Raw genomic sequence first — 24,546 nt, forward strand, 5'->3', positions numbered from 1 at the left:
TGAGGTAAAAGATGTTAGAGCAAATTTGTCAGCTGGCGCGCGATGCAGGCGATGCGATTATGGCGGTCTATGACGGCGAGCAGCCGCTCGACGCACGTCAGAAAAAAGATGATTCACCGGTGACGGCGGCTGATATTGCCGCGCATGATGTGATCAAAGCCGGTTTGCAACAGCTGGATCCGCACACGCCAATGCTCTCGGAAGAAGATCCGCAAAGCTGGAGTGAACGTCAGAACTGGACGCGTTACTGGCTGGTGGATCCGCTGGATGGCACCAAAGAATTTCTCAAACGTAATGGCGAGTTCACAGTGAACATCGCGCTTATCGAAGACGGCGTGCCGGTGCTCGGCGTGGTCTATGTGCCGGTCACGAAAGTGATGTACAGCGCGGCAGAAGGAAAAGCCTGGAAAGAAGATCAGGGTCAGCGCCGTCAGATTCACGTCAGCGAAGCGCATCCGCCGCTGGTTGTGGTGAGCCGTTCACATTACGACAACGATCAGGAACTGAAAGACTATCTGGCCCAGCTGGGTGAACATCAGACGGTTTCTGTCGGTTCCTCCCTGAAGTTCTGTCTGGTTGCCGAGGGCTCGGCACAACTTTATCCGCGTTTCGGACCAACGAACATCTGGGATACCGGAGCCGGACATGCGGTTGCCATTGCCGCGGGTGCAAAAGTGAATGACTGGACAGGGCAGACGCTGCTGTACACGCCGCGCGAATCGTTCCTGAATCCGGGCTTCCGCGTTTCTCTGTTCTGACGCTGGCCCGCACTGCACCTGCCCCGGCCTGCGCGCCGGGGTTTTTTATGCTGTTATTCTTTGACCAGTTGATCGACCAGCGTAATCACCTGCTGAACTTCCTGCGGCGACAGCTGCCCGTCTTTGGCGAATTTAATCACCCCGTTTTTATCCAGCACAGCGACAGCGGAGCTTTCCGGTTGCAGCTGCCACGCCTTTTTCACCACGCCGTTACTGTCGACGATGATCTGCGACCAAGGGAATTCCCGCTTACCGCTCTCAATACTTTTACGCACGAACAGACTGGTGCCGATTATCGCGTCATCAATGTTGACGATGGTCGTGGTCTGGTAGCGGTCGTGCGGCAGATTCGCCGCCCTGATGGCCTCAATAAGTGGCTCGTTCAGCGCCTTTGCACTGCTTCTGCCCGCCATATGCTGCACGATACGTACTTTTCCCGGCAATCTGGCGCTGTTCCATTTGCTGTAGCTGAAGGTGTCATTCACGTCATTCAGCTCGCCTTTGTCGTCGACGCCGACCGGTGCCAGACGCTGACCAACCGTAAAGTTATGGGCTGACGCAAAAAGCGAAAATGTCATAAAACTGATCACACACAGACTTTTTAAAAGCATAGATTCTCCGGGGCACAAAAGGGCAGACCTGCTCATCATAGGATCGCTCAAGTGGTCTGTCCTGTTGGCTTGTTAAATTTGTGTTGCTGGTTACAAAATTGACACATAGAGCAGGGTTATACTGCCAAGTAGTGTCAGGGATTAAGACAATACTGAAAAGCAATGTAAAAGCAGTTAAATACACTGGCAATACCTGAGTGCCCTGCTATGTTATATGTCTCATCACTGCAAATGTTCCTTTTCTGTTCCGGTATCTGTCGCCTTGCGACGTGGCCGGCGCATGCAGTGATTTAACGGAGAAAAGTAGAAAAATGAGAATCTTTCAGCGTTACAATCCGATGAAAGTCGCAAAGTACGTTAAGACACTGTTTCGTGGACGTTTGTACATCAAAGACGTCGGCGCTTTTGAGTTTGACCAAGGCAAAATTTTATTGCCAAAGGTTCGTGATAAGCGCCATTTTAGCGTGATGTCTGAAGTTAACCGTCAGGTTACGCATTTGCAGACAGAAATGGGTTAAACGCCCTGCGCGTAGTCGCTGCCCCCACTGGGGCAGCAGGCGCAAAAAAAACGGCCCCTCTGAAAGGGGCCGTTCGTGTTTCTGGTATCCGGAATATTGCGCGGGGATGTTTTATGAAGACTGCGCCTGCGCTTTCTTCTCGTCTTTGATCTCCTGCGGCGTTTTCGGCAGCAACGGAGTCACGGGCTGATCGACAATACGTGTCACCAGCAGCTGATCAATCTTGTAGCTGTCGATGTCGACCACTTCAAATTTGTAGCCTGAGAATTTCACAAAGTCCGTACGCTTAGGAATTTTACGCAGCATAAACATCATGAAACCACCGATGGTTTCATAATTACCTGCCTGCGGAAATGCTTCAATGTGCAGCACGCGCATCACGTCTTCGATTGGCGTACCGCCTTCAATCAGCCACGAGTGCTCGTCACGGGCCACAATCTGCTCTTCCATACCCTGGCCGACCAGATCGCCCATCAGCGTGGTCATCACGTCATTGAGCGTGATGATGCCGACCACCAGGGCGTATTCATTGAGGATCACCGCGAAGTCTTCACCGGCGGCTTTAAAGCTTTCCAGCGCTTCCGACAGCGTCAGTGTGTCAGGCACGATCAGCGCGTTGCGGATCTGCACGCCGCTGCTCAGCATTAAACTCTGATTACCCAGCACACGGTTCAGTAAGTCTTTGGAATCGACGTAACCCACCACCTGATCGATATGGCCGTCGCAGACCAGGAATTTGGAGTGCGGATGCGTCGAGATTTTTTCTTTGATGCTTTCTTCGCTTTCGCGCAGATCGAAGAAGATGACGCTTTCACGCGAGGTCATGGAAGAGGGAACGGTACGCGATTCCAGCTCGAACACGTTTTCAATCAGCTCGTGCTCCTGTTTACGTAACACACCGGCCAGTGCGCCGGCTTCCACCACCGCATAAATATCGTCAGAGGTGATGTCGTCGTTACGCACCATTGGCAGTTTAAACAGGCGGAAAATCATGTTCGCCATGCCGTTGAAGAACCACACCATCGGGCGGCACACCAGCAGGCAGAAACGCATCGGGTTGACTATACGGACCGCAACCGACTCAGGTGAAATCATACCGATGCGCTTCGGAGTGAGGTCAGCGAACAGAATAAACAGACTGGTGACCAGGACGAAGGAACAGATAAAGCTGATTTGATCCGCCATTTCCGGCGACATAAAGCGAATGAAAAAGGACTGGAACGCAGGGGAGAAAGCGGCATCGCCGACAATACCACCGAGGATGGCAACGGCATTCAGGCCGATTTGTACCACGGTGAAGAACAGGCCAGGGGTTTCCTGCAGTTTCATGACGCGGGAGGCATTGACGTTTCCTTCGTCTGCCAACTGTTTGAGTTTTATCTTTCGGGACGCGGCCAGCGATATCTCAGAAAGCGAGAAAAAGGCACTGATCGCGATGAGTAAGAGAATCAGTAAGATACTGTTTAACATAATCTATCCGTTTAACACCGGTATGAACCAGCAGGGAAAGGCACGTATTATTTTTGTTGCTTATTTATTGCTTAACTCAACATCGTTTTACTAACAGATTAAAAGTCGGTTCAGAAGAAAGAAGCATTAAGGATGAAAAAACAAAGATAATTGCCAGAAATAGTTTCAAAAGGCCACATTTGTGACCCGCATAGTATAGCAGCAGCACTGAGACTGCCGCCAGCGCTTAAAAATCCCGCATTATTGCGGTGGCAGACAGACGCCGATACCGCCTAAACCGCAGTAGCCTTCCGGGTTTTTAAACAGGTATTGCTGATGATCGTCTTCGGCGTAATAGAACGGCAGGGCTTCGCTGATTTCGGTCGTGATGGTGCGTTTGTCGTTCGCTTCGTCCATCGCCTGCTGGAAGCTCGCCAGACTGGCCAGAGCCTGATCCTGCTGCGCCGCGCTCAGCACATACAGCGCCGAACGATACTGAGTGCCGATATCACCCCCCTGACGCATGCCCTGTGCCGGATCGTGATTCTCCCAGAAGATCTGCAACAGCTTCGCGTAGCTGATGACGGAAGGATCGAAGACCACGCGCACCACTTCCGCATGGCCGGTCTGGCCGGTGCAGACTTCGCGGTAGGTCGGGTTAGGCGTAAAACCGCCACTGTAACCGGCCGCCGTGCTGTGAACCCCTTCCAGTTGCCAGAACAAACGCTCCACACCCCAGAAGCATCCCATCGCAAAAAGAGCGACTTCCATATTGTCAGGAACATATGTCATCGAATGACCATTCACGGCGTGAGTGGTTGCCACAGGCATCGGGGTTGTTCTGCCAGTCAACGCATCTTCTTGATTAACCACATGCGTTTTGTCGGAAAGTTGCACCACAGGAGACTCCATTTGTTGCATTAGTGAACAAAATTAGTAACAGACATTAGTGACCAACGGGTCACTCTTAGTTGTATCTGATTGCGTCTTTGCACACAATACGAGGAACGTTGCGCCGTCGTTGAACATTTTCAGAAGATTGGCACTAAACTGCCTTCATCAGACATTAGAAAGAGGAATCTGCCAAAGATGGGCGGATTTTCTCCGGCGGGCATCTGATATTTTAACAGGACAGCAAAATTAGCAGGAGTGCGTGTGCCACGATATCGTGAACTGGGTTTGTTATGTGTACTGCTCGCCCCCTCACTTTCCATGGCAGCGAAAGTGCGTTTGCAGCTGGAAGGCCTGGATGGCGATCTGGAAAAAAACGTCCGCGTGCGTTTATCGTCAATAGAAAGTGATGAAGTCGGCGCAAACGGGCGGTTTCGTGCGCGCGTCAGTGCCGCGATTGAACAGGGGCTGCGGCCACTGGGCTATTATTCCCCGACGATTGATTTCGACTACCGTGAGACGCCCCCGCCGGGACGTCCGGTGCTGATTGCCAAAGTGACGCCGGGCACACCGGTTAAAATCGCGGGCACCACCGTGGTGATCACCGGCCAGGCGAATAAAGATAATGAATTCGAACAACTGAAGAAAACTCAGGTTCCCGCCGTGGGCACCATTCTGAACCACGGAACCTACGAGCATTTTAAAAGTTCCCTTACCGGTGTGGCACTGCGCAAAGGGTACTTTGATGCCAACATGTTGAAAAGCCAGCTGGGCGTCATCGAAGATGAGCATAAAGCGTTCTGGGATATCCAGTTCGACAGCGGCCAGCGTTACCGCTTTGGCGATGTGCATTATCAGGGCTCGCAAATCCGTGATGATTACCTGCAAAATCTGGTGCCTTTCCACAAAGGGGATTATTACACCTCCGCCCAGCTGGCCGAGCTGAACCGCCGCCTGTCTGCCACGGGCTGGTTTAATTCCGTCGTGGTTTCCCCGGATTTCACCGATGCTAAAGCCAGTAAAACATTACCGCTGAACGCCTTAGTCTCGCCGCGCACCGAAAACACCATCGAGACGGGTGTCGGCTATTCGACGGATATCGGGCCGCGTGTGACGGCCAACTGGAAAAAACCTTGGGTGAACGATCGTGGCCAGAGCTTTGAAACCTCGACCACGCTGTCCGGCCCGGAACAGTCTTTAGATCTCAGCTATAAAATTCCGCTGCTGAAGTCACCTCTCGAACAATATTATCTGGTTCAGGGCGGCTTCAAACGTGAAGACCTCAATGACACCAATTCGGACTCCACCACGGTCAATCTGGCGCGCTACTGGGATCTTTCCAGCGGCTGGCAACATGCGGTAAATCTGCGCTGGAGCCTTGACCACTTTACGCAGGGCAGTGTCACCAACACCACGATGCTGATTTATCCGGGCGTCAGCCTCAACCGTACGCGTCAGCGCGGCGGCCTGATGCCGACCTGGGGCGACTCTCAGCGTTATTCTCTGGATGTCTCGGACACTACCTGGGGTTCCGACGTCGATTTCGCCGTGGTTCAGGCACAAAACGTCTGGATCCGTACGCTGGAAGAGAAACACCGCTTCGTTATGCGCGGCAATCTGGGCTGGATCGAAACCAACGATTTCGAACGCGTACCGCCATCGCTGCGCTTCTTTGCCGGTGGCGATCGCAGTATTCGCGGCTACAAATACAAATCAATCTCTCCGCGCGATGATGAAGGCAAACTGACCGGTGCGTCCTATCTGGGCACCGGCTCGCTGGAATATCAGTACAACGTCACCGGAAAATGGTGGGGAGCGGTCTTTGTCGATTCCGGCGAAGCGGTAAATGACATCACGAAAAACGATTTCAAAACCGGCGCGGGTGTGGGTGTGCGCTGGGCTTCACCGATCGGTCCGGTGAAATTAGATGTCGCCGCGCCGGTTGGCGATAAAGATGAGCATGGATTGCAGTTTTACATCGGCCTGGGTCCGGAATTATGAGTTTATTTAAGAAAATCTGCCTGGGAACCTTAATCTTCCTGGTGCTGCTGATTGGCCTGGTGGCCTTCCTGATCGGTACGCAAACCGGTCTTCATCTGATGATCAACGGTGCCAACCGGTTCGTGCCGGGGCTGAACATCGCCAGTACCGAAGGCGGATGGCGCGACCTGACGCTGAAAGGCGTGCATTACGAAATGCCGGGTGTGGATGTGAAAGCCGGGGAGTTTCATCTCTCCCTCGATTTCTCCTGCCTGAAAAACAGCGCGTTATGTGTGAATGCGCTGCGGGTAAAAGACGTCAACGTGGTGGTGAACACCAAAGAAATGACGCCCGCTCAGCCACAGCCTGAACCAGAAAACAGCGAGCCGCTGACCAATCTCAGTACGCCGTATCCGATCACGCTGCGCGTCCTGACCCTGGAAAATATCAACGTAACCCTGGATGACCGTGCCATTTCTCTGGCGTCATTTCGGACCGGTGCGCACTGGGAAGGACGTGCGATCCAGCTGATGCCAACAAACATTGGCGGATTACTGATCGCGTTGCCGAAAACACCGGTCAATCCGTTGCCGGAGGTGGTGCAGGCCGCGCAGGACAAAGCGGTGGAAAAAGCCACCGGTAAACCGGCGGAGCCTGCGGTCGTCGTGCCGGAAAAACCGCTGGGTGAGACGCTTCAGGAACTGTTTGCTAAACCCCTGCTGCCTGAGTTACCCGATTACCGGCTGCCGGTTGATCTCGATATTCAGCAGATTGTCGGTGAAAACCTGCGTCTGACCGGTGATACCGATGTGCTGATCACCCGTTTCGAATTAAAGGCCAGTACGCAGGATCAGGTTGTCAGGTTAGACAAATTACAGATCCGCTCGCCGCAGGGCACGCTGGACGGGACCGGGCAGGCGACGCTGAATCAAAACTGGCCGGTGGACATGACCATCAACACCGCCATGAATGTCGATCCGCTTAAAGGCGAGAAGGTCAAACTGAAGGTCGCAGGCGGTTTGCGTGACAAACTCGACGTTGGCCTCAATCTCTCCGGGCCTGTACGTGCGCAGCTGGCGTTGCAAACCCAGCTGGCGGAAGCCGGCTTACCCCTTAATCTGAAGCTGACCAGTGATGCTTTGCAGTGGCCGCTGACCGGTACGCCGCAGTATCAGGTGAAAGGCTTTACATTTAACGTCAGCGGAAAAGCGACCGATTACGCACTGTCGCTGCGTTCTGATTTCAAAGGCGATCAGATCCCGCCCGCCACGCTGACCCTTGACGGCAAAGGTAACGTGGAGCAGTTCAACCTGACGCTGCTGCGTCTGGCAGCGCTGCAAGGCAATACCGATCTGACCGGCGTGGTGGACTGGAGTAAAGCCATCAGCTGGAACAGCCAACTGACGCTGACCGGCATTAATACTGCCAAACAGTATCCGGACTGGCCGGCGAAGTTGCAGGGTAAAATCACCACGCGCGGCAGCCTGTATGGCGGCACATGGCAGGTGCAGGTACCGGTGCTGGATCTGAGCGGTAACGTGAAACAAAACGCCGTCAAAGCGCAGGGCAATGTGCGCGGAAACAGTTACGGTCAGTGGGATATTCCACAGCTTCACCTCGAACTGGGGCGCAACAATCTGGATGTGAAAGGTAAGCTCAGCGATACCTGGGATCTGGATGCCAAAGTGGATGCGCCACATCTGGATGGCGCCTTGCCGGGACTGGGCGGCGTGGCGAAAGGGATGCTGCAACTGCGCGGCGATCTGAAAGCGCCGAAGCTGCTGGCGGATCTGACCGCAACGGGGCTGAAATGGCAGGCACTGACCGTCCGGCGCGTTGACGTCAAAGGCGATGTCAGCTCCACCGATCAGATTCAGGGCAATCTGGCGGTGCGCGTGCAGCAACTGAAACAGGACGCGCTGGATATCTCCGATATCAGTCTGGACGCCAAGGGTAACGAAAAACAGCATCAGCTGACGCTGAAAGTCGAGGGTAAACCCGTTTCCGGGCGTCTGGCGCTGAAAGGCAGTTTTGACCGCGCGACCGAGGAATGGAAGGGCACCGTCGATAACACGTTGTTCGATACGCCGGTCGGCGAATGGCGTCTCAACCGGACGATCGCACTGGAGTATTTCAACAAAGAGCAACGAATCACCGTGGGGCCGCATTGCTGGCAGAACCCGAACGCCAGTCTTTGCGTGCCGAAAACCATTGATGCCGGTGCCAGCGGGCAGGCCAGCGTGGTGCTTAACCGCTTTGATCTGGCGATGGTTAAACCCTTCCTGACCGATGACACGCAGCTTAGCGGCGTTTTCACCGGTAAGGCCGATGTGAGTTGGAAAGCAGAGGGCGGATTGCCTCAGGCCAGCGTCTCGCTGGTGGGCAAGGGCGTGAAAGTACAGCAACTGGTGCAGGGAAGTCCGTTGCCGGTGGCGTTTGACACGCTGAACCTGAATGCCGGTCTTAATAATGGCCGTGCGACGCTGGACTGGCTGATCAAGATTGCCAATAACGGCCAGCTGGACGGCAGTATTCAGATTGCCGATCCGCAGGGAAAACGTAATCTGACCGGCAACGTCAATATTACCCGCATCTCGATGGCGCTGTTGCAGCCAGCCCTGATGGACGGAGAAAAGGCGTCCGGCATCCTGAACGCGAATCTGCGACTGGGAGGCGACGCACAGAAACCGCAGGTGTTTGGCAAACTGGCGTTGAGCGGCGTCGATTTCGACGGTCAGTTCATGCCGTTTGATATCACCGACGCGAACATCAATATCAATTTCAACGGCATGTCATCGCTGATGGAAGGGGTGATCAAAACGGCGCACGGCCAGCTGGAGCTTAACGGCAACGCCGACTGGAGCGAGCTGAACGCCTGGCGCGCCCGCATTGCCGCACGCGGCGATCGCGTGCGGGTGTCGGTACCGCCGATGGTGCGTCTCGACGTCTCGCCGGATCTGGTGTTTGATGCCACGCCGCAGCTGTTCTCACTGAACGGTTCGGTGGATATTCCCTGGGCACGCATCACGGTGCAGGAGTTGCCGGAAAGCGCGGTCGGGGTTTCATCAGATGAGGTGATGCTCAACGATCAGCGTCAGCCGATTGAACCGGTGTCAGCGTCAATTCCGATCAACAGCAATCTGATGGTGAATATCGGCAAAGATGTGCGTCTGGATGCGTTCGGCCTGAAAGCCCGGCTTGAAGGGGCGTTGAAAGTGGCGCAGGACAGTCGCGGTCTGGGGCTGAATGGGCAGATTAATATTCCTTCTGGCCGGTTCCATGCGTACGGGCAGGACTTAATTGTGCGTAAAGGCCAGTTACTGTTCTCCGGTCCGGCGGATCAGCCACTGCTGAATCTGGAAGCGATTCGTAATCCGGAAGCGACAGAAAACGACGTTGTGGCCGGTTTACGGGTGACCGGCGAGGCCGATGCACCGAAACTTGAGATATTCTCAGATCCGGCGATGTCACAGCAGGAAGCCTTGTCCTACCTGCTTCGCGGGCAGGGATTAGACAATTCTGGCGGTGACAGCGGCGCAATGACCTCAGCTCTTATCGGGTTGGGGGTTGCGCAAAGTGGTAAACTTGTGGGTAAAATCGGCGAGGCGTTTGGTGTCAGCAATCTGGCACTGGATACTCAGGGCGTGGGAGACAGTTCCCAGGTGGTGGTCAGTGGTTATGTTTTACCGGGTTTACAGGTGAAATATGGTGTCGGGATCTTCGACTCACTGGCAACACTCACTTTACGCTACAGGTTGATGCCGAAGCTCTATCTGCAGGCGGTATCGGGCATCGATCAGGCCTTGGATTTGCTCTATCAGTTTGAGTTTTAATTCATGTGACTTTTACTATACGAATATAAACATGCGAATAATTGTTTACGGTAGTCTGCGACGCAAGCAAGGCAACAGTCATTGGATGACTAACGCTCAATGGCTGGGTGACCATGAGCTGGAAGGGTATGCGCTCTATAATCTGGGGCATTACCCTGCTGTGATTCCAGGGGAAGGAAAGGTCTACTGCGAAGTTTACCGCATAAACTCGTCTATCTTAGCCGAGCTGGATGAACTGAAAAGTAATACAAAAGATTATCGTCGCGAGCTGATTTCGACGCCGTACGGCAGTGCCTGGATTTATCTCTACATTCGCTCACTGGATGGTGTGCCGAGAATAGAGGGTGGCGACTGGGTAAAGCGTAACGATGCAGCAGAGTGAGTAATCTGAGCAAGGTCGTCTAAAAATAAACGTTGTGTTTCAACGCGTAATACATAAAAAAACACCGCCATCTGGCGGTGTTTTTTTTCGTTCGACAGCGAAAAACTTATTTGTTTTTAGCGCGTTCGAAAGAAGCCACGATTTCAGCTTTTGCAGCAGCAGCGTCAGCCCAACCGTCAACTTTTACCCATTTGCCTTTTTCCAGCGCTTTGTATTGCTCGAAGAAGTGGGTGATCTGGCCGCGCAGCAGTTCTGGCAGGTCGTTCACATCCTGGATGTGATCGTATTCTTTGCTCAGTTTAGTGTGCGGAACCGCAACCAGCTTCGCATCTTCACCCGCTTCGTCGGTCATTTTCAGCATGCCAACCGGACGGCAACGGATCACAGAACCCGGTTGCAGTGGGTAAGGCGTTGGCACCAGAACGTCAACCGGGTCGCCATCCAGAGACAGAGTGTGGTTGATGTAGCCGTAGTTGCACGGGTAGAACATCGCTGTAGACATGAAACGGTCTACGAACAGTGCGCCGGTGTCTTTATCTACTTCGTATTTGATCGGATCAGCATTTGCCGGGATTTCGATAACAACGTAGATATCTTCTGGCATATCTTTGCCAGCAGGTACATTCAGTAAGCTCATGGTTGGTTTCCTTCATTGAACCAGGAATAGAGTGCCGCACATTATAGCCAAGTCTCCCGTGATTTCCCGCCCTTTTCACCGAATGTCGCTTTCCAATTTTTCCGCATGACCTGCTGTTGCGAACCTGCAAAAACTTCAGGTTCGGCAGTAAAATTCACCGCCAGGTCATTTCACCGCGTAACTGCCTGTTTTTGCTTTTCTTATCAAGAAATTCAGTCAATTGCCGATAACTCTATTCAAATAAAAGTCGGGATAAACCTGACCCCTACCGCGATATGCACTTCTCCTTTTCACCTGAATGACTGGATAACACCGTATGTTGAATAAGCTGAGCGTAAAGGCCGGTCTGATCGGCCTGTTAGTGTTTATGACCCTGATTTTACTGTTGGTGAGCGTACTGGGCGCCAATGCCATCAGGCAAAGTGCGACCTCGCTGCAAAAGATTAATCAGCTGCAGGGCGAGGAGTTGGGCTCGCTGGCTGACAGCTACAGTTACTCCCTGCGCACCCGTGTTGCCAGCGGTGTGGCTGTCCGTCAGCTGGAAATCGGCATGATGGATGACGCGAAAGCAACGTCCGACCGCATTGCCGGTTACATCAAACAGGCAGATGCGGATCTGGGAAAATTCGTCAGCATAGTGGATGACACTCAGCACGGCAGGGATTTATCCGCGGCGGTGCAAAAAACCTACGAAGCGTACAAAACTAATGGTCTGGTCCCCATTCTTCAGGCGTTGCAGTCGCAAAGCGCCGACAGTTATTACGATGTGCTGGAGAATAAAATCACGCCCTACAGCAATGCTTACGACAAAGCGCTCGCGGATTTCCGCGCGTATGCGGTGGATAACACCCGTCAACGCATTGAGCAGGCGCGGGCAGAGGCGCGTATCCAGCTGACTGTCATCGTCGCGGCTTTTGTGGTGGCGCTGACGATTGCAATCCTGGCGTGGTTTGCATTGCAGAAACTCATTATGCGTCCGCTGACGTTTTCCATCGCGCAGCTGGAATTCATTGCGCAAGGCGATCTGACACACGATATCGACGACTCTCACAACAACGAAATGGGACGCCTGCTGAAAGCCATGAAGCAAATGCAGGATTCTCTGGTGTTATCGGTTGGCCGCGTCCGCGATGCGGGTAACCAGATTGACGTGGGCTCGCGCGAACTGGCGGCCGGTAATGTGCATCTGGCGCAGCGCACCGAAGAGTCTGCGGCCTCTCTGGAAGAAACTGCCGCCAGCATGGAGCAACTGACCTCGACCGTGCGGATGAACGCCGCAAACTCTGAACAGGCGAACCAGCTGGCGCACAGCGTTTCATCGATCGCGGACAAAGGCAGTCAGGTTGTTAATCAGGTGATGGAGAAAATGCAGGGCATCACCGACAGCTCCAAACGTATCGGCGATATCATTACTGTCATCGACGGCATCGCTTTCCAGACCAATATTCTGGCGCTGAATGCCGCCGTTGAAGCCGCACGTGCCGGTGAGCAGGGGCGCGGATTTGCCGTCGTGGCGGGGGAAGTGCGCAGCCTGGCACAGCGCAGTGCGCAATCAGCCAAAGAAATCAAAGAGCTGATTGGTGATTCAGAAAGCCGGGTGGCGGAAGGATCCAGCATGGTGAAATCTGCCGCGGCGACGATGCTGGAAATTTCCAGCGAAGTGACGCGCGTGACCAGCCTGATGCGGGAAATCTCGATTGCCACCAGCGAGCAAACGCACGGCATCGAGCAGGTGAATGTCGCGATCACCCAGATGGATCAGGTGGCACAACAAAACGCCGCGTTAGTTGAACAGGCGACGGCGGCGACGCGTTCTCTGGAAGAGCAGGCTCAGCTGCTGGCGGCGAGCATGGCCGTGTTCAAACTGAATCAGTCTGAGCAGTACCGATCGTAAAACCGCATTTTGCAGGAAATAAAAAAGGTGGCTTAAAAAGCCACCTTTTTACGTTCAGAACAACGGTAAGGCTAAGTTACAGAGGTATCACGTTCATTCTTTGATGTTTTATTGTCGTGCCGCGCAGGGCTTATTCATCAGGGAATTGAGCGATAAAGCGTTCTGCATCTTCCACCATTGAGCAGTTACCGACGAAGAACGGCGCGCGTTCATGCAGTTTCTGCGGAATGATATCCAGAATGCGGTTTTTACCGTCGCTGGCTTTGCCACCGGCCTGTTCAGCCAGGAACGCCATCGGGTTGCATTCGTACAGCAAACGCAATTTTCCGTTGGGATGGGTCGCCGTACTTGGGTAAATGTAAATGCCACCTTTGAGCAGGTTACGGTGGAAATCTGCCACCAGAGAACCGATGTAACGTGAGGTGTAAGGGCGCAGCGTAGCTTCGTCCTGCTCCTGACAATATTTGATGTATTTTTTTACGCCGAGCGGGAATTTGATGTAGTTGCCTTCATTGATCGAATACATGCTGCCGGTTGCCGGGTAGCGTACTTTTTCATGGGAGAGGCAGAATACACCGAGTGAAGGATCGTAAGTGAAGGCATGAACGCCAACGCCGGTGGTGTATACCAGCATGGTGGACGAACCGTAAACCACGTAGCCCGCAGCGACCTGACGGTTGCCCGGTTGCAGGAAGTCAGCTTCGGTCACCGACTGGCCCAGTGGCGTGGTACGACGGTAGATGGAGAAGATGGTGCCGACCGAGACGTTAACGTCGATGTTTGAAGAGCCATCGAGCGGATCCATCAAAATGACGTATTTTGCATTCTCAGCGCGTTCGCCCTCGAAAATAACAATTTCGTCTTCTTCTTCCGACGCGATACCGGCAATTTCGCCGCGCGCTTTCATGGCTGCTTTTAACTTCTCATTCGCATACAGATCGAGCTTCATCTGTACTTCGCCCTGAACATTTTCTGCGCCGCTGGTACCGAGAATATCGACCAGACCCGCTTTGTTGATGTCACGGTGAATGATTTTAGCGCCGAGTTTTATTGCTGAGAGCAAGGCGGTGAGTTCACCGGTTGCATGAGGAAAGTCTTGCTGTTTTTCAACAATAAATTCGCCTAACGTTTTCATAACACGTTCCCTGAATCTAGGATGGATAACGGTTCGTTAATAAAACCTTTACAAGAGCGTGGGCAGTTTAGCCCAAATATATGGATGAATCATAGGCAAATCCATTTCTTCTGAAGGATTCTGAGCGGTAGAATGGCGGCTGACTTAAAGGCATTAATGGAAAACATATGCGCATTCATATTCTTGGGATTTGCGGCACGTTTATGGGCGGGCTGGCGATGCTGGCTCGTGCTCAGGGGCATCAGGTTACAGGTTCGGACGATAACGTTTATCCACCGATGAGTACGCTGCTGGAAAATCAGGGTATTGAGCTGATTACGGGGTACGATCCTGCACAATTAGACCCTCAGCCGGATCTGGTGATCATTGGCAATGCGATGACGCGCGGAAACCCGTGCGTTGAAGCCGTGCTGGAACAGGGGATCCCTTACGTGTCTGGCCCGCAATGGCTGCACGACCACGTTCTGCCTGGGCGTTGGGTGATTGCCGTTGCCGGTACACATGGCAAAACCACCACGGCGGGTATGGTGACGTGGATCCTCGAAGCCTGTGGTTATGAGCCGGGTTACGTCATTGGTGGTGTGCCGGGTAACTTTGAGGTGTCTGCGCGTCTGGGCAACAGCCCGTTTATGGTGCTGGAAGCTGATGAGTACGATTGTGCTTTCTTTGATAAGCGCTCGAAATTCGTTCACTACAGTCCACGCACGCTGGTGCTGAACAACCTTGAATTCGATCACGCCGATATCTTCGACGATCTTAAAGCCATCCAGAAACAGTTCCATCATCTGGTGCGTCTGGTGCCGGGCAAAGGGAAAATCATCCTGCCCGAGCACGATACTCCGCTTAAGCAAGTGATGGCGATGGGGTGCTGGAGTGAACAGGAATTTGTGGGTGAAACGGATGCCTGTTCGTGGGATGCGAAAAAACTGACGCCGGATGCCAGCTCTTTCAATGTCTACCTGAAAGGCGAAATCGTCGGGCAGGTGGACTGGAATCTGGTCGGTGAACACAACATGCATAACGGGCTGATGGCGATTGCCGCCGCGCGTCATGTCGGTGTGAAACCGGAAGACGCCTGTAAAGCCCTGGGCGAATTTATCAACGCGCGTCGTCGTCTCGAGCTGCGCGGCGTTGAAAATGGCGTCAGCGTTTATGACGACTTCGCGCATCACCCAACGGCGATTCTGGCAACGCTCTCCGCATTGCGCAGCAAAGTGGGCGGCACGGCGCGTATTCTGGCAGTGCTTGAACCGCGGTCAAACACCATGAAAATGGGCATGAGCAAAAACGAACTGGCGCCGTCGCTGGGGCGTGCAGACGAAGTTTTCCTGCTGCAGCCGCAGCATATTCCGTGGCAGGTAGCAGAAGTGGCTGAACACTGTATACAGCCTGCGCACTGGAGTGCTGATGTGGATTCGCTGGTGGATATGGTGATCAAGGCCTCGCTGCCGGGCGATCATATTCTCGTCATGAGTAACGGCGGTTTTGGTGGCATCCACGGAAAACTGCTGGAGGCACTGGCCGCGAAAGCGAGCCTGATACAGCAGCCATAATCTCTTCCTCAACGGCCTCAAAGCACAGCATCCGCTGTGCTTTTTTTTGTCTTTATTCCGGGCAATGGCTTATCAACAGACAAAAAAAAGCTCCCAAAAAAAGCGTGGGAGCCAAAGGGTGTCGTCGGACAGGACGACGAGGGTATCGTTAGCAAGAGAGCACGGCAGTGGCAGTGTCAGCTCTCTCCCAGCCTCAACAGCATCGTTTTATTGAGACGATCTGTGGCTGTTGAAACCCGGTAACGCTAATTCATATAAATACTCAAGCAGTGGCTTTAGTTCTGGGTAACGTACAGAAAATCTTACTGATAGATTTCTGCTGTCGCGTGATAAGCGCCTTCATTATGGGCTTCGATCACGCGATAAGATTTAGCGCCTTTGGCATCAGCCTTGTCAGACAGCTGCTGGCGAATATCGGTGGGTGCACCATTCACTCCGCTCACGCTGATCACGCCCATAGGTTGCAGATTTTCTGCTTGCTGATTCGTGATGAGTTGCGCAGCAGACGCACCGAAAGACACAGCAGACAACAGACTAAGAGCGGCGATAGTAGTGATGATTTTCATGATAATTTCCTGATTTCACTGACGTTGATGCAATTTGAGAGAGCAACGTCGATTCAAATATAGATTTATCAGGGCTGTTAACTGCAGTTCAGGGCGCTCAAAGCGTGCGGGAACGTAAAACGGGCAGTGATAAATCTGTTTATTCACGGGCCTGATTTATTCAGGCCCCTTCGCGATGGCTACCGGAAAGTTACTGGTAGATTTCTGCGGTTGCGTGGTAGTTACCTTCCTGACGCACTTCAATAACGCGGAAAGCTTTAGCGCCTTTTGCATCGGCTTTGTCAGACAGTGCCTGGCGGATATCAGAAGGTGCACCGGCAACGCCGCTGACGCTGATCATCCCTTTCGCCTGCAGATTGGCAGCTTGTTCCTGACTAACAGGTTGTGCTGCAAATGCACCAAATGACAGAGCAGAGAGAATGCTTAATGTTGCGATTGTAGTTTTAACGTTCATGATTTGACCTCGTCGATTTTATTATGTGTTCCAACAACTGGTGTCTCACACCACGGAAATGAGTATACATCTAGTCACTCAGAATATTAATAGTTTGCTAATAGTTATTTGAGTGGTTATGTGTGTCCTATTGGTTTTTTTAATAACGGAAAGTAATAAAAAACGTCTATAAATTGTTCAAACGGTGTTGATTTTTAGTAAAATCAATAGATTGAATGAATTTGATTATCTGTGCTTATTTTTGGTGTGAATCACATCATTGAAATATTTATGTGACGGAAATGAGCCTGTTGTGACCGGCGTTAACAGAAGAGGGCATGCGCCTTGTACCCGTTAATGGTAGAAAACCGGTATTTTTGTGCGGCATTTGAAATGTGAGCAATATAAAGGAAGGGTAAAGAGGCTGGCCTGAGGTCAGAAATTCTGTTCTTCTGACCCCCTGCACAGAAAGGGCGCTTACACCCTTGTACTATTGAGGCGGCTTATAACTCTTGTTCGAACAAACTCAGGATTGCATCGTGCAGTTGTTTAACGCTGAAACTGCGGGCAGGCGTAATGAAAATCGTATCATCACCCGCGATAGTTCCGAGGATACCCTCTGATTTTCCGAGTGAATCAAGCAGGCGGGCGATCAGCTGTGCTGCCCCCGGACTGGTGCGGATGACCACCATGGCTTCATTGTGATCAATGTCCAGTACCAGGTTCTTCAGCGGACTGGTCGTTGTTGGCACACCGATTTCAGCGGGCAGGCAGTACACCATTTCCATTTTCGCGTTGCGCGTACGCACCGCACCGAACTTGGTCAGCATCCGTGAGACTTTGGACTGGTTGATGTTTTCGAAGCCCTCCTCCTGGAGTGCGACGACAATTTCGCCCTGAGAACTGAATTTCTCTTCCTTCAGTAATGCTTTGAAGGCTTTGATTAAATCTTCCTGTTTGGCAGGATTACGCATTTTGCACCCTGGTCTCTTGATCAATGTTTGGCTGATTATGCAGATAATTGCATTTTTATGCAACAACGCAAGACATGGAAAATCCAGAACTCACCGTTCTGCAAGGAATGTGACGGGTGTCGCGTTAGTGGGTTTTTCATGAATATGCCGAAATTGTGAATTTTGAGTAAGCCTTCCGCAGGAAGTTGGGCTCAACCGATTTCGATTCAGCTCACACAATGAACCAAATTTAACCATTTATTAACCTGACGTCTTTTGCGGTGCTACTTTTAAGGGGTAGCTTTCCGATAAAAGTCATAAAAGACCGGATAAGGGCGCTTAGGTGTATTTTTTTACTTTCTAAACGACCAACCTCAGATTCTCTGCAGGTGAGCGATTGTTTTTAACAGCGTAAGTGATTAAGGTCACAACCAAAATAATTCCACGACACTTATAAGTTAATGATAAAAAAGGAGTATAGGATGAAAGTTGCAGTTCTCGGTGCTGCGGGCGGTATCGGTCAGGCCCTCGCGCTTCTGCTAAAGACCCAGCTACCTTCCGGTTCCGAACTCTCATTATATGATATCGCTCCGGTGACGCCGGGCGTTGCTGTCGATCTCAGCCATATCCCTACCGCTGTGAAAATCAAAGGCTTCTGTGGCGAAGACGCCACACCTGCTTTGGAAGGCGCAGATATTGTCCTGATTTCAGCGGGTGTGGCGCGAAAACCAGGGATGGATCGCTCAGATCTGTTTAATGTTAACGCGGGTATCGTTCGTAATCTTATTCAGCAAGTGGCGAAAACCTGTCCGAAAGCCTGCATTGGCATTATCACCAACCCGGTCAACACGACGGTTGCTATTGCGGCAGAAGTGCTGAAAAAAGCGGGCGTCTATGACAAAAACAAACTTTTCGGCATCACAACGCTGGATGCGATCCGTTCTAATACTTTCGTTGCGGAGTTAAAAGGTAAGCAACCGGAAGACATTGAAGTGCCGGTGATCGGTGGACATTCTGGTGTCACCATTCTGCCGCTGCTCTCTCAGGTACCTGGTGTGACGTTCAGCGAAAGTGAAATCACTTCACTCACCAAGCGCATTCAAAACGCAGGCACTGAAGTGGTAGAAGCAAAAGCGGGTGGTGGATCAGCAACGCTGTCGATGGGGCAGGCGGCTGCGCGTTTCGGACTTTCATTACTGCGAGCTATGCAGGGTGAAAGCAACGTTGTGGAATGTGCGTATGTCGAAGGCAATGGTGAGTATGCTCGCTTTTTCGCACAGCCTGTTTTGCTTGGCAAAAACGGGATCACCGAATTGCTGGACATCGGTAAACTGAGCGCATTTGAACAGCAGTCACTGGAATCAATGCTGGAGATCCTGCACAAGGATATCGAACTCGGCGAACAGTTCATTAATCACTGATTGCGTCTCTTTATAGATAACCGCCGGCTTATCCCGGCGGTTTTTTTCTTTTATCTCCCCTCGGATTTACTCTTGCGCAGCATTGGGTGTGCGGCAACGGCGTTCAATGATCTGAAAAGTCCTGGCGTCGAAATAGCGGCTTGGCCAGATAATTGAAGGATGTAGCCCCAGCGCATTCGCGATGAGCAATTCGCCCTTTGGCCATGGCCGTGTCAGAGCGTTTGATAAGGTGGAAGAGCTCAAACCTGCAGAGCGCGATACTGCCGCCAGGGTGGTTCCTTTCTTTCTGAGTGCAGCAATAATATCGGCCTGATGCCAGTCTTCGTTCCTTGTATTCATGATGGCTTCCTTATTTGTTTAATTTTATTCCGCGGGCATATTTATCGCACTTATACATTTAACGAGGGTTTGATTTATTTACGATCATTTAAATCTATGTTTCTTAAAAACCCTCATTGCTTTCATTTAGAAAAATACATTCTTATTGTGATTTAAACAAACAAGTAAATTCATGTTGCTTTTTGTGATTCATGTCTATTTTCATGATGTATCACGTGCAAAGTTGAAATTGATTAAAGTGAATGCGTTATCGGTATGCGTGTTTTTTGATCTTTAGCATTTATAAAAATAATAATTAAATATTTTGAGTAGTGAATTTATTATAGTTGAATGGCATTTAATTATTGATTTTTATCTTAAGGCTTTGTTTTATAGTTATATTTTAAGGGTGTTGATGTTTTTCTTTCGACATTATAATGCTTCTTTCTAAAAAACTTCCTTTAAGCATATTCATGGTTTATTGATAAAGATAATTCATGGAAACTTTTAAAGCAGCAGTGGACTCATTTCGAAAAATTGAATATCTTCTTTCCGTTAAATAGACGTTTTCCTTAAGTGGTGGCGTTAATATCTTCTCTAAAATAAACGTCGCCCGTGTCAGGAAAGCATCGTCATTATTCACATGGATTTATAACAGCAACTTTCTTATTGGTTTGAATGAGAAAGACAAGGAACGTTATGAAAAAAGAGTGGTTTGCAGCAAAGGAGTTGACCGGTAAAGAAGGGCTTCCGACTTCGACACAAGGCGTGCACGGAATGGCGCGCAGGTTATGCTGGATAAAGCGAAGGAGGCGAGGTGTACAGGGGCGTGCGGTTGAATATCACATAGACAGTTTGCCAGGTAATACCGTCGCCAGTCTGGCGATGAATGAGCACTCGGCAGAGTATGTTTATACGTCGCATCAGGATCCCCTGGCGATATGGATTGAAAGCTATAAGCAACTGAGAGAGCCGGAACGTGAAACAATGATCTCGTTTATTGTGAGAGAAGGTGTTTCGGAAATATTAAACAGGTTACGCAAACCTGACGAAAGCTAGCGTTGTAACGCTGTCGTACCTGCCGTGGTCATGCAGGTACGACAGAAAACATCAGAAGTCGCGTTTCACAGAAAGGTGCGCCAAACCTTCAAGCGCGGAGCGGTAGACAGACTCCGGCAATACCTGAAGGGCTTTAATCGCTTTGTCTGCTTCTTCTTCAGCGCGCTGACGGGTGTACTCCAGTGAGCCCCACTGGTGCATGGCTGCCAGGACGGGTTCCAGTAAATGGCGCCCATTACCTTCTTCGATAGCTTTACGGATCATGGCTGACTGTTCTTCATCACCATGCTGCATTGCATGCAAAAGCGGTAATGTCGGTTTGCCTTCATCAAGATCATCACCGGTATTTTTACCCAGCGTTTCGCCGTCAGCATCATAATCGAGTAAATCATCAATCAGCTGGAACGCAGTACCCAGATAGCGACCGTAATCCTGCAACGCGACAATCTGCTCCTGAGTTCCGCCAGCCAGCATGGCAGAAGACTGGGATGCCGCTTCGAAGAGGCGCGCTGTTTTGCTGTAAATAACCTGCATGTAGCTCTCTTCGCTAATGTCAGGATCATTGCAGTTGATCAGTTGCTGTACTTCGCCTTCGGCGATCACATTCACCGCTTTTGCCATCAGGGCTAAAACGGGGAGTGATTCCAAATCAGTCATCATCTGGAAGGCACGGGTGTAAATGAAATCGCCCACCAGTACGCTGGCAGCATTACCAAAAGCCGCATTGGCAGTGGCTTTGCCCCGACGCATGTCGGATTCATCCACAACGTCATCGTGCAATAACGTGGCGGTATGGATAAACTCAATCAACGCAGCCACTTTGATGTGCTTGTCGCCTTCGTAAGAGAGCGCACGGGCAGTCAATACTGCAATCATTGGACGGATGCGTTTACCGCCACCGCTGATGATGTAATATCCCAGTTGATTGATGAGTGAAACTTCGGAGTTCAACTGTTCAAGGATGGATGCGTTGACCGCAGCCATGTCGTCCTGAGTAAGATCGATAATCTGTTCTAGGTTCATTGTGTTTTTTCGGCTGTTGTTCTCTTCACCGCAATGAGATCTGGCTCACATTGGCACATGGCGCTAACTGTAAAGGGGATTGTACTTGAAAAACAGTGTAGATAAATGATAACGAAAGAACTGCGCTTTTTTTCTTCTTTTGTGGTCATTGTGCTCTTGTCTTACTCTGATTTTTTGCGTAGAATTCGCGCCCTATTGTGAATATTTATAGCGCCCTCTGAACTATACAAAGTTGAGTGCGCGGAAAGCGGAGTTTTATATGTACGCGGTTTTCCAAAGTGGTGGTAAACAACACCGTGTCAGCGAAGGGCAGACTATTCGCCTTGAGAAGCTTGACATCGCAACTGGCGAAACGATCGAGTTTGATCAGGTTCTGATGATTGCAAACGGTGAAGAAATTAATATCGGCCTGCCTTTAGTTGCTGGCGGTATCGTTAAAGCTGAAATCGTTGCTCACGGTCGTGGCGTTAAAGTCAAAATCGTTAAGTTTCGTCGTCGTAAGCACTATCGTAAGCAGCAGGGCCACCGTCAGTGGTTCACTGACGTTAAAATCACCGGCATCAGCGCTTAAGATTAGGAGAGCGGAACAATGGCACACAAAAAGGCTGGCGGCTCCACACGCAACGGTCGCGATTCAGAAGCTAAACGTCTGGGCGTAAAACGCTTTGGCGGCGAAGCAGTACTGGCAGGCAGCATCATCGTTCGTCAGCGCGGCACCAAATTCCACGCTGGTATCAACGTGGGTTGCGGCAAGGACCACACTCTGTTTGCTTTGGCTGACGGTAAAGTCAAGTTCGAAGTTAAAGGCCCGAAAAACCGTAAGTACATCAGCATCGAAGCTGAATAAGTTTTTCTCGTCTTAGTAAATAGATGTAAGCCCCGCAACTCGTTGCGGGGCTTTTTACATTCTGGTTAGCCCATTCTGGCGGATAATGGATACTAAATCGCAGGCACCTGTCGGGATCATGTTAGCGCTGATCACTGCCATGAGTTGGGGATCTTTGCCCATCGCTATGAAGCAGGTATTGGTCGTCATGGATCCCTTTACGGTGGTCTGGTATCGGTTTTCCATGGCTGCAATTGTGCTGGGATGCATTCTTGCCGCGAAGCGCCGCTTACCGCCAAGAGTGATTTTAAGCAGGCCACGCTGGCTTATTCTGGTGTTAATTGCCACCGCAGGGCTGATGGGGAACTTTGTTCTTTTTAGTTCTTCACTGAAGTTTCTCAGTCCGACGGCTTCTCAGGTTATCGGTCAGCTTTCGCCTGTGGGTATGATGCTGGCCAGTGTGATAATCCTGAAAGAGAAGATGCGTGTCACGCAGGTTATTGGCGCCATTATGTTGATTTTGGGACTGATATTGTTCTTCAATGTCAGCCTGATTGAAATATTTACCCGTCTTACCGATTACACCCTCGGTGTGATTTTTGGTGTCGGGGCAGCAATGGTTTGGGTGATTTATGGTGTGGCGCAAAAGGTTCTGTTGCGTCAGCTGGCCTCGCCGCAAATCTTGTTTTTGCTGTACACTTTATGTTCTATCGCATTGCTCCCGCTGGCCAGTCCGGCGATGCTTTCACAGCTCAGCGGCTGGCAGTTTGCCTGTTTGTTGTTTTGCGGCGCGAATACCTTAGTAGGATATGGCGCCTTAGCGGAAGCGATGGCGAGATGGCAGGCATCGCAGGTCAGCGCAATAGTGACGCTGACGCCCTTGTTTACCCTGCTATTTTCAGATCTGTTAGCACTTGCCTGGCCGGGCTATTTCGCCGCACCAGTGCTCAATTTTGTAGGTTATCTTGGGGCATTTGTGGTGGTGGCGGGTGCAATGTTTTCCGCAGCAGGCCATCGTTGGTGGCCTCGTCGGACAGAGCAAAACCTGGTAGCTAAACTATAGCTGCCCGGCGAATGATTTACGGAGACAGTACAAATGAAGTTTGTTGATGAAGCCACAATATTGATCGTGGCAGGTGACGGCGGTAACGGTTGTGTGAGCTTCCGTCGTGAGAAATATATTCCCCGTGGCGGCCCTGATGGCGGCGACGGTGGCGATGGTGGCGACGTTTTCCTGCTTGCTGATGAAAACCTCAATACGCTGATCGATTTCCGCTTTGTGAAATCATATCGCGCGGAGCGCGGCACAAACGGTCAAAGCAGCGACTGTACCGGTAAACGCGGTAAAGATATTACGATCAAAGTTCCCGTTGGTACGCGCGTTCTGGATCAGGCCACCGGTGAAGTGCTTGCTGATATGACCAAACACGGTCAGATCAATATGGTGGCTAAAGGCGGTTTCCACGGTCTTGGCAATACCCGCTTCAAATCGTCGGTTAACCGTTCCCCACGCCAAAAAACCATGGGCACGAAAGGCGAAGAGCGTGATATCGCGCTGGAGCTGATGCTGCTGGCTGACGTGGGTATGCTGGGGCTGCCAAATGCGGGTAAATCGACCTTCATTCGTGCCGTTTCCGCAGCGAAACCAAAAGTTGCTGACTATCCATTTACCACCCTGGTACCAAGCCTTGGTGTTGTTCGTATGGACAGTGAGCAAAGCTTTGTGATCGCCGATATCCCGGGTCTGATTGAAGGGGCATCTGAAGGTGCTGGTTTAGGTATTCGCTTCCTGAAACACCTTGAGCGTTGCCGCGTGTTACTGCACCTGATCGATATCGCGCCGATTGATGAATCTGATCCGATCGAGAATGCGAAAGTTATCATCAACGAGTTGCAGCAATACAATGCAAAACTGGCTGAAAAGCCACGTTGGCTGGTATTCAACAAAGTTGATCTGATCGAAAAAGAAGAAGCTGAGACCCGTGCTAAAGCCATTGCAGAAGCGCTGGGTTGGGAAGGTAACTACTACCTGATTTCAGCCGCTAATCGCGAAGGCGTGAATGCACTGTGCTGGGATGTGATGAAATTTATCAATGAAAATCCTAAGCACATGGCGATTGAAGAAGCTGCGCCAGAAAAAGTTGAATTCATGTGGGATGATTATCACCGTGAACAACTGGCTGAAGTGGAATCTGAAGCTGACGACGACTGGGATGATGACTGGGATGAAGACGACGACGAAGGCGTTGAAATCATTTACGAACGTTAATCCGGCGTAGATCTCAATCCGAAAGGCTGCCAGTGGC

23 protein-coding genes are annotated in these 24,546 nt (G+C 51.2%); 13 read left to right on the forward strand and 10 right to left on the reverse strand.

The features are described from left to right. Positions 1-11: 11 nt before the first annotated feature. Positions 12-758 (forward strand): 3'(2'),5'-bisphosphate nucleotidase CysQ, encoded by a 747-nt coding sequence (gene cysQ, locus ACO0U8_RS18770; RefSeq protein WP_056782466.1) that lies wholly within the window; start codon positions 12-14, stop codon positions 756-758. A gap of 53 nt (positions 759-811) precedes the next feature. Here the strand turns inward: cysQ and ACO0U8_RS18775 are convergent, their stop codons facing one another. Then, positions 812-1,369, reverse strand: a complete 558-nt coding sequence (locus ACO0U8_RS18775; protein ID WP_056782465.1) for a YtfJ family protein — start codon at positions 1,367-1,369, stop codon at positions 812-814. Between the two features lie 311 nt (positions 1,370-1,680). Between ACO0U8_RS18775 and ACO0U8_RS18780 the strand changes: the two genes are divergently transcribed. Next, positions 1,681-1,887: a DUF1107 domain-containing protein gene (locus tag ACO0U8_RS18780; RefSeq protein WP_056782464.1), complete on the forward strand. Its 207-nt coding sequence runs from the start codon at positions 1,681-1,683 to the stop codon at positions 1,885-1,887. A 111-nt stretch (positions 1,888-1,998) separates the two neighbouring features. On the opposite strand, the gene ACO0U8_RS18785 is transcribed toward ACO0U8_RS18780, so the two are convergent. Continuing rightward, a complete protein-coding gene (locus ACO0U8_RS18785) occupies positions 1,999-3,357 on the reverse strand; it encodes a hemolysin family protein (protein WP_056782463.1) in 1,359 nt (452 codons plus the stop codon). A gap of 240 nt (positions 3,358-3,597) precedes the next feature. Further along, positions 3,598-4,233, reverse strand: coding sequence for a peptide-methionine (S)-S-oxide reductase MsrA (gene msrA, locus ACO0U8_RS18790; RefSeq protein WP_056782523.1), 636 nt, complete (start codon positions 4,231-4,233; stop codon positions 3,598-3,600). Between the two features lie 315 nt (positions 4,234-4,548). On the opposite strand from msrA, the gene tamA reads away from it, so the two are divergent. The 3 genes from tamA to ACO0U8_RS18805 are packed head-to-tail and all read left to right on the forward strand — an operon-like array spanning position 4,549 to position 10,422. After that, positions 4,549-6,228 (forward strand): autotransporter assembly complex protein TamA, encoded by a 1,680-nt coding sequence (tamA, locus tag ACO0U8_RS18795; protein ID WP_421671457.1) that lies wholly within the window; start codon positions 4,549-4,551, stop codon positions 6,226-6,228. Beyond that, positions 6,225-10,040 (forward strand): autotransporter assembly complex protein TamB, encoded by a 3,816-nt coding sequence (gene tamB, locus ACO0U8_RS18800; protein WP_421671414.1) that lies wholly within the window; start codon positions 6,225-6,227, stop codon positions 10,038-10,040. The genes tamA and tamB overlap by 4 nt, the downstream gene beginning before the upstream one ends. Before the next feature lie 31 nt (positions 10,041-10,071). Beyond that, positions 10,072-10,422 carry a gamma-glutamylcyclotransferase family protein gene (locus tag ACO0U8_RS18805; protein ID WP_122096280.1) on the forward strand — a complete coding sequence of 117 codons (351 nt, stop codon included), beginning with the start codon at positions 10,072-10,074 and terminating at the stop codon, positions 10,420-10,422. A 106-nt stretch (positions 10,423-10,528) separates the two neighbouring features. Here the strand turns inward: ACO0U8_RS18805 and ppa are convergent, their stop codons facing one another. Continuing rightward, entirely contained in the window at positions 10,529-11,059 is a 531-nt protein-coding gene (ppa, locus tag ACO0U8_RS18810) for an inorganic diphosphatase (protein ID WP_056782459.1), read from the reverse strand. Between the two features lie 316 nt (positions 11,060-11,375). Here ppa and ACO0U8_RS18815 point away from each other — a divergent pair, with 316 nt between their 5' ends. Next, positions 11,376-12,953 (forward strand): methyl-accepting chemotaxis protein, encoded by a 1,578-nt coding sequence (locus ACO0U8_RS18815; RefSeq protein ID WP_421671415.1) that lies wholly within the window; start codon positions 11,376-11,378, stop codon positions 12,951-12,953. A gap of 130 nt (positions 12,954-13,083) precedes the next feature. On the opposite strand, the gene fbp is transcribed toward ACO0U8_RS18815, so the two are convergent. Beyond that, the gene (gene fbp, locus ACO0U8_RS18820; RefSeq protein WP_056782457.1) at positions 13,084-14,088 is read right to left on the reverse strand and encodes a class 1 fructose-bisphosphatase; all 1,005 of its coding nucleotides are present in this window, start codon (positions 14,086-14,088) and stop codon (positions 13,084-13,086) included. Between the two features lie 167 nt (positions 14,089-14,255). On the opposite strand from fbp, the gene mpl reads away from it, so the two are divergent. Next, entirely contained in the window at positions 14,256-15,641 is a 1,386-nt protein-coding gene (gene mpl / locus ACO0U8_RS18825; protein WP_056782456.1) for a UDP-N-acetylmuramate:L-alanyl-gamma-D-glutamyl-meso-diaminopimelate ligase, read from the forward strand. A 302-nt stretch (positions 15,642-15,943) separates the two neighbouring features. On the opposite strand, the gene yhcN (ACO0U8_RS18830) is transcribed toward mpl, so the two are convergent. From yhcN (ACO0U8_RS18830) to argR, 3 genes are all read right to left on the reverse strand, one after another. Continuing rightward, entirely contained in the window at positions 15,944-16,207 is a 264-nt protein-coding gene (gene yhcN, locus ACO0U8_RS18830) for a peroxide/acid stress response protein YhcN (RefSeq protein ID WP_056782455.1), read from the reverse strand. A 190-nt stretch (positions 16,208-16,397) separates the two neighbouring features. Beyond that, positions 16,398-16,661 carry a peroxide/acid stress response protein YhcN gene (gene yhcN, locus ACO0U8_RS18835; RefSeq protein WP_056782454.1) on the reverse strand — a complete coding sequence of 88 codons (264 nt, stop codon included), beginning with the start codon at positions 16,659-16,661 and terminating at the stop codon, positions 16,398-16,400. A 482-nt stretch (positions 16,662-17,143) separates the two neighbouring features. Further along, positions 17,144-17,614: a transcriptional regulator ArgR gene (argR, locus tag ACO0U8_RS18840; protein ID WP_056782453.1), complete on the reverse strand. Its 471-nt coding sequence runs from the start codon at positions 17,612-17,614 to the stop codon at positions 17,144-17,146. 461 nt (positions 17,615-18,075) lie between these two features. Between argR and mdh the strand changes: the two genes are divergently transcribed. Then, positions 18,076-19,014 (forward strand): malate dehydrogenase, encoded by a 939-nt coding sequence (gene mdh / locus ACO0U8_RS18845; protein ID WP_056782452.1) that lies wholly within the window; start codon positions 18,076-18,078, stop codon positions 19,012-19,014. A gap of 66 nt (positions 19,015-19,080) precedes the next feature. Here mdh and ACO0U8_RS18850 read toward each other — a convergent pair whose 3' ends face one another. Beyond that, positions 19,081-19,353 (reverse strand): helix-turn-helix domain-containing protein, encoded by a 273-nt coding sequence (locus tag ACO0U8_RS18850; RefSeq protein WP_056782451.1) that lies wholly within the window; start codon positions 19,351-19,353, stop codon positions 19,081-19,083. A 678-nt stretch (positions 19,354-20,031) separates the two neighbouring features. On the opposite strand from ACO0U8_RS18850, the gene ACO0U8_RS18855 reads away from it, so the two are divergent. After that, positions 20,032-20,391: a DNA-binding protein gene (locus ACO0U8_RS18855; protein ID WP_056782450.1), complete on the forward strand. Its 360-nt coding sequence runs from the start codon at positions 20,032-20,034 to the stop codon at positions 20,389-20,391. Positions 20,392-20,442: 51 nt separating this feature from the next. Here ACO0U8_RS18855 and ispB read toward each other — a convergent pair whose 3' ends face one another. Continuing rightward, on the reverse strand, positions 20,443-21,414 hold the full coding sequence (gene ispB / locus ACO0U8_RS18860) for an octaprenyl diphosphate synthase (RefSeq protein WP_056782449.1): 972 nt from the start codon (positions 21,412-21,414) through the stop codon (positions 20,443-20,445). A gap of 259 nt (positions 21,415-21,673) precedes the next feature. Here ispB and rplU point away from each other — a divergent pair, with 259 nt between their 5' ends. The 4 genes from rplU to cgtA all read left to right on the forward strand — a co-directional run bounded on the left by rplU (position 21,674) and on the right by cgtA (position 24,509). After that, positions 21,674-21,985, forward strand: a complete 312-nt coding sequence (gene rplU, locus ACO0U8_RS18865; protein ID WP_056782448.1) for a 50S ribosomal protein L21 — start codon at positions 21,674-21,676, stop codon at positions 21,983-21,985. Positions 21,986-22,003: 18 nt separating this feature from the next. Further along, positions 22,004-22,261 carry a 50S ribosomal protein L27 gene (gene rpmA, locus ACO0U8_RS18870; RefSeq protein WP_013573805.1) on the forward strand — a complete coding sequence of 86 codons (258 nt, stop codon included), beginning with the start codon at positions 22,004-22,006 and terminating at the stop codon, positions 22,259-22,261. An 85-nt stretch (positions 22,262-22,346) separates the two neighbouring features. Continuing rightward, entirely contained in the window at positions 22,347-23,303 is a 957-nt protein-coding gene (locus ACO0U8_RS18875; protein WP_056782447.1) for a DMT family transporter, read from the forward strand. Positions 23,304-23,336: 33 nt separating this feature from the next. Next, positions 23,337-24,509 carry an Obg family GTPase CgtA gene (cgtA, locus tag ACO0U8_RS18880; protein ID WP_056782446.1) on the forward strand — a complete coding sequence of 391 codons (1,173 nt, stop codon included), beginning with the start codon at positions 23,337-23,339 and terminating at the stop codon, positions 24,507-24,509. Positions 24,510-24,546: the final 37 nt, after the last annotated feature.

The organism is Rahnella sp. EDr1-12, from assembly GCF_049206505.1.
Lineage (GTDB): Bacteria > Pseudomonadota > Gammaproteobacteria > Enterobacterales > Enterobacteriaceae > Rahnella > Rahnella rivi.

What these genes read in the sequence shown, in the direction of transcription:
- cysQ (WP_056782466.1), top strand. Translation starts at nt 12, where the DNA reads ATGTTAGAGCAAATTTGTCAGCTGGCGCGCGATGCAGGCGATGCGATT.
- ACO0U8_RS18775 (WP_056782465.1), bottom strand. Translation starts at nt 1,369, where the DNA reads ATGCTTTTAAAAAGTCTGTGTGTGATCAGTTTTATGACATTTTCGCTT.
- ACO0U8_RS18780 (WP_056782464.1), top strand. Translation starts at nt 1,681, where the DNA reads ATGAGAATCTTTCAGCGTTACAATCCGATGAAAGTCGCAAAGTACGTT.
- ACO0U8_RS18785 (WP_056782463.1), bottom strand. Translation starts at nt 3,357, where the DNA reads ATGTTAAACAGTATCTTACTGATTCTCTTACTCATCGCGATCAGTGCC.
- tamA (WP_421671457.1), top strand. Translation starts at nt 4,549, where the DNA reads ATGGCAGCGAAAGTGCGTTTGCAGCTGGAAGGCCTGGATGGCGATCTG.
- tamB (WP_421671414.1), top strand. Translation starts at nt 6,225, where the DNA reads ATGAGTTTATTTAAGAAAATCTGCCTGGGAACCTTAATCTTCCTGGTG.
- ACO0U8_RS18805 (WP_122096280.1), top strand. Translation starts at nt 10,072, where the DNA reads ATGCGAATAATTGTTTACGGTAGTCTGCGACGCAAGCAAGGCAACAGT.
- ppa (WP_056782459.1), bottom strand. Translation starts at nt 11,059, where the DNA reads ATGAGCTTACTGAATGTACCTGCTGGCAAAGATATGCCAGAAGATATC.
- ACO0U8_RS18815 (WP_421671415.1), top strand. Translation starts at nt 11,376, where the DNA reads ATGTTGAATAAGCTGAGCGTAAAGGCCGGTCTGATCGGCCTGTTAGTG.
- fbp (WP_056782457.1), bottom strand. Translation starts at nt 14,088, where the DNA reads ATGAAAACGTTAGGCGAATTTATTGTTGAAAAACAGCAAGACTTTCCT.
- mpl (WP_056782456.1), top strand. Translation starts at nt 14,256, where the DNA reads ATGCGCATTCATATTCTTGGGATTTGCGGCACGTTTATGGGCGGGCTG.
- yhcN (WP_056782455.1), bottom strand. Translation starts at nt 16,207, where the DNA reads ATGAAAATCATCACTACTATCGCCGCTCTTAGTCTGTTGTCTGCTGTG.
- yhcN (WP_056782454.1), bottom strand. Translation starts at nt 16,661, where the DNA reads ATGAACGTTAAAACTACAATCGCAACATTAAGCATTCTCTCTGCTCTG.
- argR (WP_056782453.1), bottom strand. Translation starts at nt 17,614, where the DNA reads ATGCGTAATCCTGCCAAACAGGAAGATTTAATCAAAGCCTTCAAAGCA.
- mdh (WP_056782452.1), top strand. Translation starts at nt 18,076, where the DNA reads ATGAAAGTTGCAGTTCTCGGTGCTGCGGGCGGTATCGGTCAGGCCCTC.
- ACO0U8_RS18850 (WP_056782451.1), bottom strand. Translation starts at nt 19,353, where the DNA reads ATGAATACAAGGAACGAAGACTGGCATCAGGCCGATATTATTGCTGCA.
- ACO0U8_RS18855 (WP_056782450.1), top strand. Translation starts at nt 20,032, where the DNA reads ATGAAAAAAGAGTGGTTTGCAGCAAAGGAGTTGACCGGTAAAGAAGGG.
- ispB (WP_056782449.1), bottom strand. Translation starts at nt 21,414, where the DNA reads ATGAACCTAGAACAGATTATCGATCTTACTCAGGACGACATGGCTGCG.
- rplU (WP_056782448.1), top strand. Translation starts at nt 21,674, where the DNA reads ATGTACGCGGTTTTCCAAAGTGGTGGTAAACAACACCGTGTCAGCGAA.
- rpmA (WP_013573805.1), top strand. Translation starts at nt 22,004, where the DNA reads ATGGCACACAAAAAGGCTGGCGGCTCCACACGCAACGGTCGCGATTCA.
- ACO0U8_RS18875 (WP_056782447.1), top strand. Translation starts at nt 22,347, where the DNA reads ATGGATACTAAATCGCAGGCACCTGTCGGGATCATGTTAGCGCTGATC.
- cgtA (WP_056782446.1), top strand. Translation starts at nt 23,337, where the DNA reads ATGAAGTTTGTTGATGAAGCCACAATATTGATCGTGGCAGGTGACGGC.